This window comes from Candidatus Phytoplasma mali (assembly GCF_000026205.1).
In the GTDB taxonomy this organism is placed as follows: Bacteria; Bacillota_I; Bacilli_A; order Acholeplasmatales; family Acholeplasmataceae; genus Phytoplasma; species Phytoplasma mali.
The window spans coordinates 279,991-296,105 of the sequence record NC_011047.1 but is presented as its reverse complement, the minus strand read 5'-3'; the positions used below and the strand labels follow the sequence as shown (position 1 = coordinate 296,105).

10 protein-coding genes are annotated in these 16,115 nt (G+C 21.9%); 1 reads left to right on the top strand and 9 read right to left on the bottom strand.

The genetic code is table 11. The annotated features are described in order from the left end of the window. Positions 1–8: 8 nt before the first annotated feature. Positions 9–2,765, bottom strand: a complete 2,757-nt coding sequence (locus ATP_RS01220; RefSeq protein WP_012504371.1) for a cation-translocating P-type ATPase — start codon at positions 2,763–2,765, stop codon at positions 9–11. A gap of 466 nt (positions 2,766–3,231) precedes the next feature. Here ATP_RS01220 and ATP_RS01215 point away from each other — a divergent pair, with 466 nt between their 5' ends. After that, positions 3,232–5,979: a cation-translocating P-type ATPase gene (locus ATP_RS01215; RefSeq protein WP_012504370.1), complete on the top strand. Its 2,748-nt coding sequence runs from the start codon at positions 3,232–3,234 to the stop codon at positions 5,977–5,979. A 371-nt stretch (positions 5,980–6,350) separates the two neighbouring features. Here the strand turns inward: ATP_RS01215 and ATP_RS01210 are convergent, their stop codons facing one another. The 8 genes from ATP_RS01210 to ATP_RS01175 form a co-directional block, all read right to left on the bottom strand. After that, positions 6,351–9,128 (bottom strand): N-6 DNA methylase, encoded by a 2,778-nt coding sequence (locus ATP_RS01210; protein WP_012504369.1) that lies wholly within the window; start codon positions 9,126–9,128, stop codon positions 6,351–6,353. A 1,294-nt stretch (positions 9,129–10,422) separates the two neighbouring features. Continuing rightward, a complete protein-coding gene (locus ATP_RS01205) occupies positions 10,423–10,740 on the bottom strand; it encodes a Panacea domain-containing protein (protein WP_049821842.1) in 318 nt (105 codons plus the stop codon). A 39-nt stretch (positions 10,741–10,779) separates the two neighbouring features. Then, on the bottom strand, positions 10,780–11,229 hold the full coding sequence (locus tag ATP_RS01200; protein WP_012504367.1) for a hypothetical protein: 450 nt from the start codon (positions 11,227–11,229) through the stop codon (positions 10,780–10,782). 30 nt (positions 11,230–11,259) lie between these two features. Beyond that, on the bottom strand, positions 11,260–11,409 hold the full coding sequence (locus tag ATP_RS02890) for a hypothetical protein (RefSeq protein ID WP_158300323.1): 150 nt from the start codon (positions 11,407–11,409) through the stop codon (positions 11,260–11,262). Between the two features lie 460 nt (positions 11,410–11,869). Further along, positions 11,870–12,238 (bottom strand): hypothetical protein, encoded by a 369-nt coding sequence (locus tag ATP_RS01190; RefSeq protein ID WP_012504365.1) that lies wholly within the window; start codon positions 12,236–12,238, stop codon positions 11,870–11,872. Between the two features lie 565 nt (positions 12,239–12,803). Beyond that, the gene (locus ATP_RS01185) at positions 12,804–13,313 is read right to left on the bottom strand and encodes a sigma-70 family RNA polymerase sigma factor (RefSeq protein ID WP_041186067.1); all 510 of its coding nucleotides are present in this window, start codon (positions 13,311–13,313) and stop codon (positions 12,804–12,806) included. Between the two features lie 271 nt (positions 13,314–13,584). After that, complete coding sequence (locus ATP_RS01180; RefSeq protein WP_012504364.1) at positions 13,585–14,301, bottom strand: TrmH family RNA methyltransferase; 717 nt, start codon at positions 14,299–14,301, stop codon at positions 13,585–13,587. A gap of 63 nt (positions 14,302–14,364) precedes the next feature. Then, complete coding sequence (locus tag ATP_RS01175; RefSeq protein WP_012504363.1) at positions 14,365–16,059, bottom strand: ribonuclease J; 1,695 nt, start codon at positions 16,057–16,059, stop codon at positions 14,365–14,367. Positions 16,060–16,115: the final 56 nt, after the last annotated feature.

The following is a 16,115-nucleotide window of genomic DNA, read 5'->3' as shown; positions in this document are numbered from 1 at the left end:
ATAATAAATTATTTTTTTTTGTAAATTAAAAATCTTTTCCAAATAGTATCAAATAATAAAACAATAAAAGGACAAATCGATAAAATTAAATATTGATTCAAAGTAATTGATTTAGTGTCAAAAACTTTATTTAATGATGGTATATTTGTTATTAAAACAAATAAAATAAATTCGCATAAAATACCTAAATATAAAATTTTATTTTTTTTGTTAAAAGTTTTCCAAAAATAAAACTTATCTGAACGACAGCAAAAAACATTACCAATCTGCGCAAAAATAACTCCGCCGAATGCCATAGTTGAAGCTAATCGCAAATCTTTTATTTGTTGATGATCTTGTACATGAATATAGTAAAAATATAAAAATAAAAATAAAGCTATAAATCCTTCTATTAAACCTAAAAATAAATAAGCTCTTTTGAAAACTGTTTTATCTAATAAATTCTGATCTTTCGTTCTTGGTTTATTTTCTAATAAAGAAGAATCTGGTTCTTCAGCACCTAAAGCAATTGCGGGAATTAAATCCGTTAACAAATCAATTGCAAGTATTTGTAAAACTGTTAAATAAAGAGGTGTTCCAAAAATTGCCATTAAAATAATAGGAAAAATTTGCGGCACATTGGAAGCAAAAACATAAGTAATAAATTTTTTAATGTTTTCATAAATACCTCTTCCTTCTAATAATGCTTTAGGAATAGTAACAAAATTGTCATCCAATAAAATCATATCAGCTGCATTAAATACAATATCTTTATTATTTTGACCCATAGCAATTCCAATGTGTGCAGCTTTCATAGCTAAAATATCATTAACACCATCACCGGTAACACAAATAATTTCACCATTATCTTTATATGCTTTAATAATTTGTAATTTATGTTTTGGTGTTGTTCGTGAAAAAATGACAGGTTTGTCTGTTTTTAAAATATTTTTTAATTCTTCTTTAGATAATTGATCTAATTCACAACCATTAATATTAATAAAATCATCTTTAATAATGCCAACTTGTTTACCTATGGCTATTGCTGTAATGCCATAATCTCCAGTAATGATAGTGGTTTTTAAACCTGCTTTAGTTAAATCATAAATAGCTTCTTTCACTCCTATTTTTGGAGGATCATAATTTATAACAAAACCTAAAAATACCATATCATTTTCTTGATAATCTTCTTGTTCATTTTTTTTATATGCTATAGCTAAAATACGAAATCCTTCACTAGAAAACTCATTATTTTTGTTTAAAAATTCCTGTTTTTCAGCAGTACTTAAAGTAATGGCTTTTTGATTTTTATATTGCATACAACAATTTTCTAAAATAATATTTGGTACACCTTTAATAAATAAATATTTATTATTAATATCATAAAATGAATTTCTATTATTATTTACTAAAACACTCATTTTTTTTCTTTCAGAAGTAAAAGAATTAACTTTCAGAATATCAAAATCATTTCTAGTTTTATTAATATCATAACCATATTTAGAAGCAGCTATTAATAATGATCCTTCAGTAGGACTACCAATAATTTCAAAATCTTTTGGATTTTTTAGGTTAATGTTTATATTAGCTTCAGAACATAAAATAGATGCTGTTAAAAGTTTTTCTAGTCCTTTTTTATCTTGAACATTATTTAAACAAATTTTACCTTTTTTTTCATAACCCAAACCAGTCACATTAATTAAACCATCAGGTGTTAAAATTTTTCTAACAGTTAATTGATTTTTGGTTAAAGTTCCTGTTTTATCAGTACAAATAACAGTTGCTGAACTTAAAGTTTCAACTGAAGATAATTTCTTAATTAAAGCATTATGTTTAGCCATTCTTTGAGAACCAACAGCCAAACTTAAATTAACAGTTGGTAAAAGCCCTTCGGGAATATTAGCGACCAACATACCTAAAGCTACCGTAATAGAAGTTTTAAACACTGATGATATATTACGGTTTTCATGTCTTAATATTTCAGATAATATATAAATAAAAAATGCTGAAATAGCTAAAGTGGAAGCTATTAAACTAATTTTTTTAATAATTTTATGAATTTCACGATCTAAAGTTCCGCTTCCTTTATCAATGCACTGAGCCAAAACAGAAACTTCACCAATTTGAGTTTGATCTCCAATAGCATATACTACAGCTTTAGCACTTCCTTGTGAAACAGTAGTACCCGCATAAACTAAATTAGGGATTTCCGAAATCACTTTAAATCCTTTATTATTAGGAAAATGAGTCCTATTCAAGGGAACAGTTTCTCCTGATAACATTGAATTATCAACAAAAAATTGATTAGAATCTATAATTCTAGCATCAGCTGGAATAGCAGTACCATTTTCAATAAAAATAATATCACCAATAGTTAATTCAACGGTTGAAATCATTTGAATTTTACCATTACGATAAACTTGTATTTTTTTAGGAATCATATTAGCTAAAGAAGATAAAATTTTATCAGTTTTATATTCTTGAGAAAAAGAAAATAAACCGTTAATAATAATAACTAAAAAAATAGCACTACCAATTTCAATTTCTTTAATAATAATTGCTAAAAAACCCGAAAACCACAATACAAAAGCTATTAAAGAAGTAAATTGTTTAATAAATTGTCTCCAAAAATTAAAATTTTTTGTTTGTTTCATTATATTTTTGCCATATAATAATTGCCTTTCAGCAACTTCTTGATTATTTAAACCTTGTGGACTTATTTTCAAATATTTTAAAACCTCTTCTGAGCTTAAACTACTTATATGTAAAATATCTTTATTAAACATAAAAAAATTATTATTATCCTTCCTCTTATGGTAATATAAAACTTAATCAAATGTGTATAAATAATTATATCAAATTGAAATAAATTAATTTTAAATAAAATATATTTTTTTAAGTTTATACTAAAAAATAAATATAAATTAATTTATAAAAAATTTTTTAAATTAAAAACTATGACAATTTGTTATATACAAGATATTAAAAAATATAATAATAAAATGATAAATAAATTTAATAAAAAAATAAATATAATATTTTCTAAAATATTTTTTACAACATATTTAAGTATTATAACAAAATAAATAACAAAATAAAAATTTAATTATTAAAATAAAAAAAATTAATTATTGCTGTCAATATTTTATGATATTCTATAATTATAATATAAAAAGTAATGAATATTATATATTAAATTTTATTAAATCTCATATGAAAAATATAATACAAGGAAATAAAAAAAATTAAAATATGAAAATATTATTTGCCAAAAAAAATCTTCAAGAATTAGAAAAAATATTAGCAACAAATATAAAAAAAGGACTTAGTTCAGATAAGGCAAAAGAAAAACTTAATTTAGAAGGTAAAAATAAATTAAAAGATTTTATTAAAACTTCTTTTTGGTTTAAACTAAAAAAACAAATTCAAAATTTTTTAGTTTTTATTTTATTAATATCTTCATTTATTACATTAATCATTGGTTTTTTCACAAAAAATAACAGTGAATTATTTGAAGGAATGTTAATTTTATTAATTGTTTTTTTTAATGCTTTATTAGGTGTTTTTTATGAAAACAAATCAGAAAAAGCGTCTATATTTATAAACAAAAAAACATTAAGTTATATTAAAGTTTTAAGAGATAATAAAATTACAATGGTTTTAATAGAAAATTTAGTAAAAGGAGATGTTGTTTTTTTAGAAACAGGAAATTTGGTTCCAGCTGATTTAAGATTAATAGAAACTTATAACTTACAAATAGAAGAATCTTTTTTAACGGGAGAAAATATACCAATAATAAAAAATAATTTAATAATTTCAAATAAAGAAACAGAAATTTTAAATTGTAAAAATTTAGTTTTTAAAAACACTGTAGTTACTTATGGAAAAGCAAAAGGTTTAGTAATTGCTACCGGTATGAAAACAGAAATAGGAAAAATTATTTCATTAATACAAAACACTAAAAAAAAAAATACACCTCTAGAAAATAATATTAATAAATTAGGTAAATTTTTAACTATTATAATTTTAATATTAATTATTATAAATACTTTTGTTATCTTATCAAAACATTATTATTTAAAAGAAATTAGTTTAAAAATTTTTCAAAATACAATTTTAACTTCTATTTCTTTAGCTGTAGCAGCTATCCCTGAAGGATTATTAACTATTATTACTATTATTTTAACATTAGGTATGAAAAAATTATTAGATAAAAAAACAATTATAAAAAATATTCGTTCTTTAGAATCTTTAGGAGCAACAAAAATCATTTGCACAGACAAAACAGGCACTTTAACAGAAAATAAATTAAAAATTACAGATCTATATTTATATGAAAATAATTATATAATTAACAAAAAAAATATCTTAAATCAAAATGTAGTAAAAATATTAAATTATGGTTTATTATGTAATAATGCTGATTATGATATTGAAAAAAATAACGAAAACAAAAAATATTGTCCATATGCTAACAATCCAATAGATCAATCATTTATAGATTTAGGTATTTTTTTTAAATATGATATTCCAAACTTAAGAAATAAAAATATTAAAATTTATGAATTACCTTTTGATTCCAAAAAAAAATTAATGACCACAGTGCACCAAAATAAAGAAGGATATTTCGCAATAACAAAAGGAGCCCCAGAAATTTTATTAAACATTTGTAAATATATAGATAATAAGGGGAAAATTTTAATAAAAAACAATAATAATTTAAAATTATTTGAAAATTATTTAGAAAAAATGAGTAAAAAATCTTTAAGAATTTTAGGATTAGCATATCAAAAATTAAATTATAATTTCAATATAAAAAATAATTGTGATATTCAAAAAATTGAAAAAAATTTAATTTTTTTAGGTTTAATATCAATTAAAGATAATGTTAAAAAAGAAGCTTTTGAAACTATTAAAATTTTTAAAAAAGCTCACATAATAACCATTATGATTACTGGTGATAATATTAATACAGCAGAAGCAATAGCAACAGAATTAAAAATATTTGATAAAACAAAAGATTTAATCATTACTGGAGATATTTTAAATAAAATGTCTGAAAAAGAATTTAATGAAAAATTGCACTTAATTAAAGTTTATGCACGTACAAATCCAGAAAATAAATTAAAAATTATAGATGCTTGGCAAAAAAAAGGTGTAATTGTTGCAATGATAGGTGATGGAGTAAATGATGCTCCCAGTATAAAAAAAGCTGATATAGGCATTTCTATGGGTAAATCTGGTACTGAAATTTCTAAAACAGCTTCAGATATAATTATCACCGATGATAATCTTTTAACTATTACTCATGCTATTAAAGAAGGTAGAAATATTTTCAATAGTATGCAAAAAAGTTTAATTTTTCTAATAAGTTGCAACACTGGTGAAATATTAGCTGTTTTAATAAATACTTTTTTTAATAGTTTTTTATTTTCTTCTAATTTTTTATTATTAAATGCTGTACAAATTCTTTGGATTAATTTAATTACAGACTCATTAATAGCAATAGCTTTAGGAATAGATTCAAAAGAACATAATTTAATGAAAAAACCACCAAGAAATATTAAAAATAATATTATAAATAAAAATTTAATATTAAAAATAATATTAGAAGGAATAATGATTGGTTCTTTAACTTTTGCATCTGCTATGATTGGTTTCAATATTCATAAAAATGATATAATTAATAATTATAAATATGCTCAAACTTTTGCTTTTATGGTTTTAGCTTTATCTCAATTAGTTCACGCTTTAAATTTGATAAATTTTCGTAAATCTATTTTTGTCGTAAAGCCTAGTAATTATTTAATAAAAATATTTATTTTTAGTTGTTTATTACAATTTTCAACTATATCTTTAACATTTTTAAAAAATATTTTAAATTTAGCAAATTTAGATTTTAAAGATTTTTTATTAATAATTATTTTATCTCTTACACCTTTATTTATAATAGAAATATTGAAAAAAATAAAATCATCAAAATTTTTAAACATCTTATAATTTTTTTAATAATATTTTAAAATAATTTATTCAATGAAATCTCCATTATGGTGATTTTTTTTTAACAAAAAACTAAAAAAAATTTATAAATTAAATAAAAAAGTCTAAAAAAATGTAACACTTAGGATTTTATTTTAGGTTTAAACGTTTTAATTTGTAAATCAATTGGGGTAATTTTATTTTTTAATTTTGTAATTTGTAATTGAAATTCGTTTAATTTTTTAATTTTTAATTTAAACTTTCATGAATGAACTTTTGATAATTTTGTTTAATTTCATTAATAATCGCAATTGCTTATGTGGTAAATTATTATAAAAAAAGACTCTCATTTGAGAATCTTGGTTTTGATTTATTTTTTTAAGTTTTTTTAATTAAAATAATCCTATTGATTCACAATATTGTTTTATTTTTTGGTTTAAAATATGAATTATTTTTTTTTGATTTTTAATTAATTCATATTCAACATTTAATGATTGTATAATTTTTTCTTGTTCTTCTAAACTAGGAAATTTTATTATTAAATTTTCAATTTTTGTTATAGGAATTTGAATTTGCCCAGTAGTACCTATAGCCATATTATGTAATTCACTAAAACCTATAATTCCAGACATAAAATATAATAAATATCGAGGATTAATTATTTGTTTATTGGCACGAATAATATAACCACAAGTGTTAATAGTTGTTGAATTATTAAAAAGAGAACTTTTAAAAAAACAAATACGTCCAGCTGTTCCTATTCCTTGTTTGTTTAAAATTAAATCTTCATTTTGTAATAATTTATTTTCAGGTATTTTTAAATTTTCATTTGAATAATGTCTTTTTTTTAGGTTGAATTTATCTAAACCTCTAACTTGACCTGATTTAATAAATTCAACTTTATTTTCTTTATCTATTTTTTTAGTATTATCTATTTCAAAAGAAATAAATTTTTTTATTGATACACCTTGAATAATGGAAGAAATTTCTTTTAAACGCAAAGATTTCCATTCTTTTTTTATTACAAAATGAGGTCTCCAATTAGCATAAATTTTTTTAGATTGTTCAATGATTTTATTATATGGTATTAAATTTTTAATTATTTTTTCTTGTTCTTTGATTGTTGGCAAAGGAATTAGTATGTTTTTAAACATTTGAGAATCTACACCAGGATAAAAATCATTTTTTACAAAATTACCCATATCAACAAATAACAAACAATAAAATAAAAAAAGAGGTAAAATTTTATTTTCATCACAAGTTAAAACTGTAATCGTGGATGCTACATAAGAATCTTTACTTATTAAGGCACGATGATTTAATTTACAAGATTCTCCTGTGGTAGGTATTAATAAAGAATTTTTTTTAAATAATTTTAAAGTTGTTTTGTAAGCAGGATTAATTTTATGAACGCTTTCCGATAAATTCAATTTTATATGAAATTTAGCAATATCAGAAACTTTAAAAAAGGGAATTTTTCCTTCTATATAAGCTTTTTCATCTTTAGGCGGGTTATTACCTTTTTGAATATTCACTACATCACTTAATTTAATTTTTGGATAATCATTATTTAAGGTAACAAATATTTCTTTTTGATTTAAAAATGAATAATTATTATTTTCCGTAGGGATAGTAGTATATATTTTTAACATTTCCAAATGATATCGATCCCAATCGTTTTGGATAGTTAATAATTTTTTTCTTTTTTTATCTAAACTAAACCCATCGCTTTCAATTTTATATATTTTAATAAACGAATTTGTTTGATTTTCTTTTTTAGAATTGGCTATTAAAATACTAGTTTTAACACTAGTATATGGTTCAAACATTCCCATAGGCATAGAAATAATTTTTATATCAAAATTATTATAAAGTTTTTTTCTTAAAAATAAATTTTTTTGATTTGATAATATTCCATCTGGAATAATGATTGCCATTCTACCACCTTTCTTTAAAAAATTAAGGCAAGTTTCGATATATAATTGTTCTTTTTGATTCCCAAAAGGAATGTTAGTTATTATTAAATCATATTTTTGTTTGTTGGTTACCTTTAAACTATCACATTGAATGATATTATTATGTCCATCTCCAGCTAAAATCATATTCATTTTAGCTAATCGAGATGTACTTGTAATTTCTTGTCCAAAAATAGTTTCTTTTTGGAGTTTTTTTAATAAAGTTTTATCGTCAAGAGAAATTTGTTGATGAATATGTTTAAAGACTTCAATTAAAAAACCACCCGTACCACAAAAAGGATCTAAAATAGTTTCGCCTATTTTTGGGTTTACAATTTTTACTGTGTTTTTCACAATATGACGTGGTGTAAAATATTCTCCTAAATCAGTTTTTTGACCATGACCACCTGAATAAACACTAATAAAATATTCAAAAGCATCACCTTTAATATCTGTTTCTAAATCAATTAATTTTAAAGGATCCAGTAATTGAATTATTTTTCTTAAAACAGATGAATTTTTAATTTCCGTTTGAATAAATACATCAGAACTATATTTTTTTTGAAATTCAGGGATAATGTTTTTTTTAAAAAATTCTAATAAACTATTATCTGGTGTATTTTTAAAATTTTCCCATAAATATAATTCATTGATGTTTTTTATATTTTGTTCACTAAAAAGTTTTAAAAACAAAATATTGCAAAATTCATTAATTCTTTGGATGCCAGCGCTGATTCCAACTTCTTGTAATAAATTATTAATTTTTTTAAAAATACTTATTAAATTTTCCCTTGATATTCTTACTTCTTTAGATATATTATTGAATTTGTGTTTTTTTGAAAAAACATTAGCTAAATTATTTGGTATAAAAAAATCTATTTCCGAATCATTATAAAATAACGGTTTTTTATCAATTAAATGATAAGTTTTGATAATACTTCCGTTAGTAACACAAGCAACAGGAGCACCAATGTTTTCAGCATAATCAATAGCTTGTTCTAAACCATTTTTTAAGTTATAATTAGTAGATTTTTTTTTTACTTCTAAAACTAAAAAAGGTTTATTGTCTAAAAACAATACTCGATCAGCTCTTTTTCTACCAATAGGGTATTCACAAAAAATATTTTTTTTTTCACCTTTTATACACCAACCCTTTTTAATCAACATAACATCAATAGTAGAAGTAATGTCTGCTTCAGTCAAACTTTTATTCATTTTTTTTCCTTTTTAATTAATTTTATTTCACAATTTATTTACAAAATTGAGCGTTTTTTTCAATTTTTGGATTTGGGTTCAAATATCTTGAATTCTAGGATAGTCAGCTTTTAATGTTTTTTCATAGACTTCTAATTGTAAAATTAAGTCGTTTAATTTAGAGAGTTTTTTATTTGCAGATAAGAATAAATCGCTTTTTTTGAGCACCGCAATTCATTTTTTTTAATTTGTTAGTCATATTTTTCAAATTCGTTTAAAGTATTTAAATATCTCATAAGTCTACTACCTGATTTGGTTGAAATTTCGTTGATTTTATTTTCCATTGCTATACCAATTTGTTGTTATTGATAAAATTTTAGATTTTAATTCATTTGCACAATTTTGATTCCGTAATCTAATTGTGAAAGTTCACTTTAAACATAAGTATTAATGGCGGAATTAAAAGTGCTTTCGTCAATCCTTTTCATAGCTCCCCCATCCCCGAGGGTGGTTTAAAAATAACATTTTAGCATTTCCTAATTGTTTATCTAATTCCCCATGGTAAATTCTTTTTCTTTGATTTCCTGATGTTGTGTAGTGGTTTCTTTATAAGTTACACAATAATAAATTGCTTTTCCTTATTTACACAAATTTGTTTAGACAAATAAATAAATTTTTTTCATTGAAGTAATTCACTGCTAACAACACTGATCATAGTTGAAACGCTATCTGCACCAAACTGCGATTTAAGATCATATTGATCCGCTTCCACTTTGGCACCAGGCTAATGGCCTCATGCAATATATAACTTTCAATTGAATACTTTTATCAGAACCTTTGACTATATTGTCTTAGACTTCTTACAAAAAAACAAAAAAATAATAATACCAAGATTACAAAAATAATTAATATGCCAATCAATATTCCTTTCAATTTAAAGCATATAAATATGTTAAACCAATTCCTAAAAAAATCCAAGTGAAATAACTTTTAAATTCTAAAAAACCACTAATTAAATCTATTGACGTTAAAATATGTTTTACTTCCTTTCGGTTTTTTACAAATTTTATTTAATTTAAAAAACAGTTTTATGATTTGTTGAGATCGATTTAAAACTAAAAAAACTACCTTGAAAAATAGCTTAATTTTAAAATTATCAAATTTGATTTTCTAATTGTGAATAATAGTCAATAATTGCTCGATTACCAATTGAATTCAAACTCCAATCTTTACTCCAAAAATGATTTATACCAAGTTAAAAAGTCTTTATGAGTTAAAGAGACTAAATTTCTAGAAGTCCAAACACCATATTTTTCTAAAACATAATCACAAACGTTTTTTGATATGGATCGAATTTTAATTCATTAAAATTACGAATAATAATTTTTTTATTCGATAAAGTTTTAGTTTCATGCATTAAATGCAAATACAATTTCGGTGATACCACACCATAAGGCCATGCTTCGATATCTGAATGAAACATTTTTGTTTTTTGATTTGTTTTTACTAAATAAATTGCATAAATATAAAAAATTAATTTTTGAATTTTTAAATTGGTTAAATCAGGGATTTTTTTATTGGCAATAATATAATTTGCGACATCAAAAATATTTATTTCATTACTTTTTTCCATTTTTATTTTTCCTCGTTTTTTTTATTTGAAAATGATGTTTTAAAATAATTCTTCATAAATGTCGGAGTACATATCAAAAGTTTTAGTTGACATTAAATTATAAGTTGTTTCTTCATCATCGTCATTATCCAAAATCGGAATAAAATATTCATTTTGTAAAATATTGCTAATTGTTTTTAAATATTTAAAAACTTTTAGAACGATAGAAAAAGAACAAATTTTAAATGCTTGCTGATTATTTTCATCATAAAAATCATAAGTAAAATCTTTATCGTTAGGAATTGATTTATCATCCAAACATTGAATACGTCTTAAATTACCATTTGTGTAAAATTTAATTTGTAAAAATTGTAAACTATCTTGATCTATTCCTTCAAAATCAAAATTAATTTCTTTAATTTCATTTTTATTATTTTGAATAATTTCAATATTTTGACATTTTAATTTCGTTAATTTTGTTTTTAATGTTTTAATTTTGTTTTTAACCATTTTTTATCCTTTTAGTTTTTATTTTAAATTTTAAAAATCAATTTCAAAGTTAATTTTTTTATCACGAATACGATGATATTTTTTTTTGGATTTAATTAAATAACCAGTTTTGGGAATTAAATAACGAATTCGAGGAAATTTATTAGGATTAATTTTTAAAATAATTGGTTTTTTATTCATAATTATTTTTCCTTTCGTTAAATTAAAACAAACAACTCATAACCTGACGATGATTTTCGGTTTGCGTCGTCATAATTGTAGTAACAATTTTTACATATTTTTCCGTTAACTGAAAATCTTGTGGCAGTTTAAGTTGTGTAGTTAAATTGTTTAAAAATATTTCAAAAGTTGAAAAATGGTTGGATTTAGTATTAAACATATTTTTAAACCAATCTTTAAACCAAATTTCTGTAAATTTTTTAAAATTTTGTTTAAATTATTTTTTAGTTATTTTTTCTAATAATTTTTCACGTTCTAAATTACTTAATACTTTATTTGTTGACATGTAATGCTCATTTAATTTTTGATTTATTAATTAATTTTTTATTGGTAACAATTTAATGACTTATTGAGGCCCAAATTGAATTAAAATTATTTTTTAAAATTATAATAAAATTTTTTAGTTATTTTTTTTAAATAATTAATCTCCATCGACAATTTTATATTCAGTTTTTAATTTAATAATATCGTGTGCAATATTGTCTAATTTAGTAATCACATTGTCAATTTGATCGACTACTTCACGAACTTGGGTATTTAATTTATCAGCTTTAGCGTTAACATCAGCGATCATCGCATTAGAACAATTAATTGGTTCGAAATAAAACCTATCGCCATGAGTATGATTAACAAAGTCGTCTAATTTACCAAAAATGGTTAATAAATTATTAATAACACCATATTTTTGACAATAATCTTGTGGGTCTTCATCGAATAAATCAATTTCATTTAAAAAATACATATACCAATCAATAGCACTATCTATATCTTTAAAATATGGTTTTTTCATTAATTTATTACTCCTTTTATTTAATAACTAAAAATGAAACGTTATTTACAATCACAAAAGTGATTTAAATTTTACAGATAACTAATTTTTAAAAATTAATTTTAAAAAATAATTTAATTAATATTTAAATAGAAAGTATTATTTGAAAAGTCGCTATTAAGTTTAGTTTGAACTCTTTCGAATACTTTTTTTAGTTATTAATTGAATTTTTTATTTATAACAGTTTAATGACTTGTTAAGGTCAAGATTGAATTATTTACAAACTATAATGAAATTTCGTGGTTAAAAAAAATAAACCATTTTTTTTGATAATAATTGCAATTAAGTTTTTTTGTTGGCGATTATATAATTTGGTTTTATGATGATAACAATTTTTAACTGTATAAATTCGAATGTAATTACAATCGTTTTCAGTAATTATTTGAGTTTTGAAATAGGTTTTTAGTTTGGTAATTGCTTTATTTTTAAAAATTTCAGCTTGTCTTGTTGTTAAATTTAATTGGTTAGCGATTTCGATATTAGTTAATTCTAATAAAGATAAATCATATAAACCTTTTGAAATATGTCAATTAAACGCTAATTTTAAAACTTTTAATTCATTTTCGGTTAATTTTACCGATTTAATTTTGGTTAAAAGTTTTAATTCGTTAATTTCCCGCATTAATACTTGGTGCGGATCGATAAAATGGTGTTCGCCACAACTACTTGCTTTTTCTTCTTCAATATCTTCGTTGTTGTATTGAATAGCTAGTTTGTTATATTCAGCTTCATGTTTTTTAATACCCGCTGTTTTATTTATTAATTTACGCATTTTCATTTTTGCGTTATTATAAAAAAATGTAATAAAATTACTTAAATTATCTTGATAGTTTTTTATTGCATCATCTAAACATAAATAACCTTCTTGAATTAAATCACCACGTTCTAACATTGGTGGCAATTTAAATTTTTTAGCAATATTAAAAAGTGGTCTTTGACATAATTCATAAATTTCATCTCGTAATTTAAGATTTTGTGAATCTAATAAAAAAGCTTGAACTTTTATTTCCAGTTCGGTATTTAATTTATTTAACATTTTTGTCCTTTTAAAAACAAAAAAAGATCGATATAAATATCGATCTAAATAGTTAAATTATTTAATTTTTAAAAAAAGTCTAAAGTTTTTAAACACTTCGTTATATATAGGTGCAGTTTAAAAATAAAATCTTGAATAAAGTAAAAAAATATATAAAAAAATATGAAAAATTAAAAAAGGATGATTTTAAAAAAAATATTTGAATCAATTTTTATATTTATAATTTAAAATTTTTTTTAAATTTATTTAATATAAATTAAAAAAAATTATATTATAAATAGTGCATCAAAATACTACCTGCTACGGATACATTTAAACTCTCTACTTTTTTAGTAGGAATATTTAAAAAATAATCAGTAATTAATTCAATATTATGAGAAATACCAGCGCCTTCATTTCCTAAAACTAATATTTTTTTAACATCTTCGGGAAATTTATTTAATTGATCAATACTTAAAGTTTTTTTATTTTTACGAACTAAAGAACTAAAAATTTTATAATTTTTATTTTTAAAATTTTGTAATAAATATTCTAAATTACCTCTTTGGAAATAAAGATAAAATATAGCTCCTTGGCTAGCTCTAATGGTTTTTTCGTTATAAAAACTTGCACTATTTTCACTTAATAAAACCTGATTAAAACCAAAAGCTAGTGCACTTCTTAGTAAAACACCTAAATTCGAAGGATCTTGAATATCATCTAAAACTAAAACTTTATTACTAACAATAGGATTATTTTGATGTCTACAAATTGCCACTTGTTTAAATAAAGTTTTTGTTTGTTTTAAATCTTTCATTAAATTATTAGATATTAAAATACCTTTTTTATTCAAAGAAGTACTATAAATTTCTAAAATAGATTTCGTTTTTTCTGCTTCTTCAATCAAATGATCTCCGAAAACTAAAAATTGTTGGTATAAGTCACAATATTTTTTATTTAATAATTTTTTCATTTTTTTAAAAATAATATTTTGTTTCGATGAAATCATATTTATAAAACCTTTATTCAAAAAAGATTTATTTAATAATAATTCTTAAATATAAAAACTATATTAAATATTTAAAATAATAGGAACAATAATAGGATTACGTAATGTTAATTCATAAATATAAGAAGTTAAATAATCTATAATTATTTTTTTCAAAGATAATTTGATAATTTCTTGTTTTTGTATTTTTTCTTCAACTTTTTTTTTAATTTCCAAAGATATTTTACGAATTAATTTTTGATTGCCTTTCATATAAATAAAACCTCGTGAAATAATCATAGGAAAATTTAAAACTTTTTTTTTCTTATAATCGATAGTAACAATAACCGATAATAAACCTTCTTCGCTCAAAGTACGTCTTTCTTTTAAAATTAAATTACCTATATCATCGCCAATACCAGAACCATCTATTTGAATATTTCCTGACGGTAATCTTCCTAATAATTTCATTTCTTGATCATTTAAACCAACTAGTTGACCGTTATCTAAAACTAAAATATTTTCCGGCAATACACCACAATCAATAGCTAATTGTCTATGTTTAGTCAACATACGATGTTCACCATGTACAGGAATAAAATATTTCGGCTTCACTAAACTTAAAATTAATTTTAAATCATTTTGACTTCCGTGTCCTGAAGTATGAGTATTAATCAAAGGCCCATGAGTAATAATATTAATGTCTATTTTTAAAAGTAAATCAATAATTTTATTAATACTATCTTGATTACCTGGAATAGGAGAAGAAGAAAAAATAACAGTATCTCCTTGATTCAGTTTAATTTGTTTATGAGTATTGTTCGCAATACGACTTAAAGCTGCCAAGGGTTCTCCTTGAGAACCCGTACAAAGCAAAGTAATATCATTATATTTATTTATAATATTATTATTAACAATTAAATCATTAGAGATTTTAAAATAACCATTATTTTTTCCTGTTTCGATAGTTTTTTCCATACTACGACCAAAAACAGCTAATTTTCTTTTAGTAAAAATAGTAGATTCAATAATTTGTTTTATACGATACAAATTAGATGCAAATGTAACAATAATAATTCTCCCAGTAATTTGCGAAAAAAGATCATTAATAGAAGCGCCAATTTTACTTTCTGATTGAATAAATTCTTCTTTTTCAGCATTTGTTGAATCAGACAATAAACATAAAACACCTTCTTTTTGAATTTCTGTTAATTTTTCATATTCTGCAACAGGCCCAACCGGAGTATGATCGATTTTAAAATCTCCAGTATAAAAAACGTTACCATTTTTAGTTTTGAAAATAATACCAAACATATCCGGAATAGAATGATTTAAACGAACAAAAGAAATTTCTGTATTACCAAATTTATATTTAGAATTATTATTATATTTTTCCATTTTAGTTAAATTATTGATAATATCTTTATGTTCTGATAATTTAACTTCAAGTAAATCATAAGCAATGCCAGAAACAAAAATTTTAGGAATTTTAACTTTTTTTAATAAATAAGGAATACCACCAATATGATCTTCATGACCATGAGTTACAAAAAGTCCTATTATTCTACTTTCGTTTTCTAATAAATATTCATAATTAGGAATAACATAATTAACACCGAATAAAATATTTTCAGAAAATAAAATACCTGCATCTACAATAAAAATATTTTTTTCGATTTCGAAAATATACATATTTTTACCGACTTCACCTAATCCACCTAAAGCACAAAAAAAGATATCAAAATCTTGTAAATTAGCCTTTGGATGAATAATTTTCATTTATTTCATAATGCCTTTCTTATATTAATAAAAAATATAAAATTATAATATAATTT

What these genes read in the sequence shown, in the direction of transcription:
- ATP_RS01210 (WP_012504369.1), bottom strand. Translation starts at nt 9,128, where the DNA reads ATGAATAAAAGTTTGACTGAAGCAGACATTACTTCTACTATTGATGTT.
- ATP_RS02890 (WP_158300323.1), bottom strand. Translation starts at nt 11,409, where the DNA reads ATGAATAAAAAACCAATTATTTTAAAAATTAATCCTAATAAATTTCCT.
- ATP_RS01190 (WP_012504365.1), bottom strand. Translation starts at nt 12,238, where the DNA reads ATGAAAAAACCATATTTTAAAGATATAGATAGTGCTATTGATTGGTAT.
- ATP_RS01180 (WP_012504364.1), bottom strand. Translation starts at nt 14,301, where the DNA reads ATGATTTCATCGAAACAAAATATTATTTTTAAAAAAATGAAAAAATTA.
- ATP_RS01220 (WP_012504371.1), bottom strand. Translation starts at nt 2,765, where the DNA reads ATGTTTAATAAAGATATTTTACATATAAGTAGTTTAAGCTCAGAAGAG.
- ATP_RS01200 (WP_012504367.1), bottom strand. Translation starts at nt 11,229, where the DNA reads ATGGTTAAAAACAAAATTAAAACATTAAAAACAAAATTAACGAAATTA.
- ATP_RS01215 (WP_012504370.1), top strand. Translation starts at nt 3,232, where the DNA reads ATGAAAATATTATTTGCCAAAAAAAATCTTCAAGAATTAGAAAAAATA.
- ATP_RS01175 (WP_012504363.1), bottom strand. Translation starts at nt 16,059, where the DNA reads ATGAAAATTATTCATCCAAAGGCTAATTTACAAGATTTTGATATCTTT.
- ATP_RS01205 (WP_049821842.1), bottom strand. Translation starts at nt 10,740, where the DNA reads ATGGAAAAAAGTAATGAAATAAATATTTTTGATGTCGCAAATTATATT.
- ATP_RS01185 (WP_041186067.1), bottom strand. Translation starts at nt 13,313, where the DNA reads ATGTTAAATAAATTAAATACCGAACTGGAAATAAAAGTTCAAGCTTTT.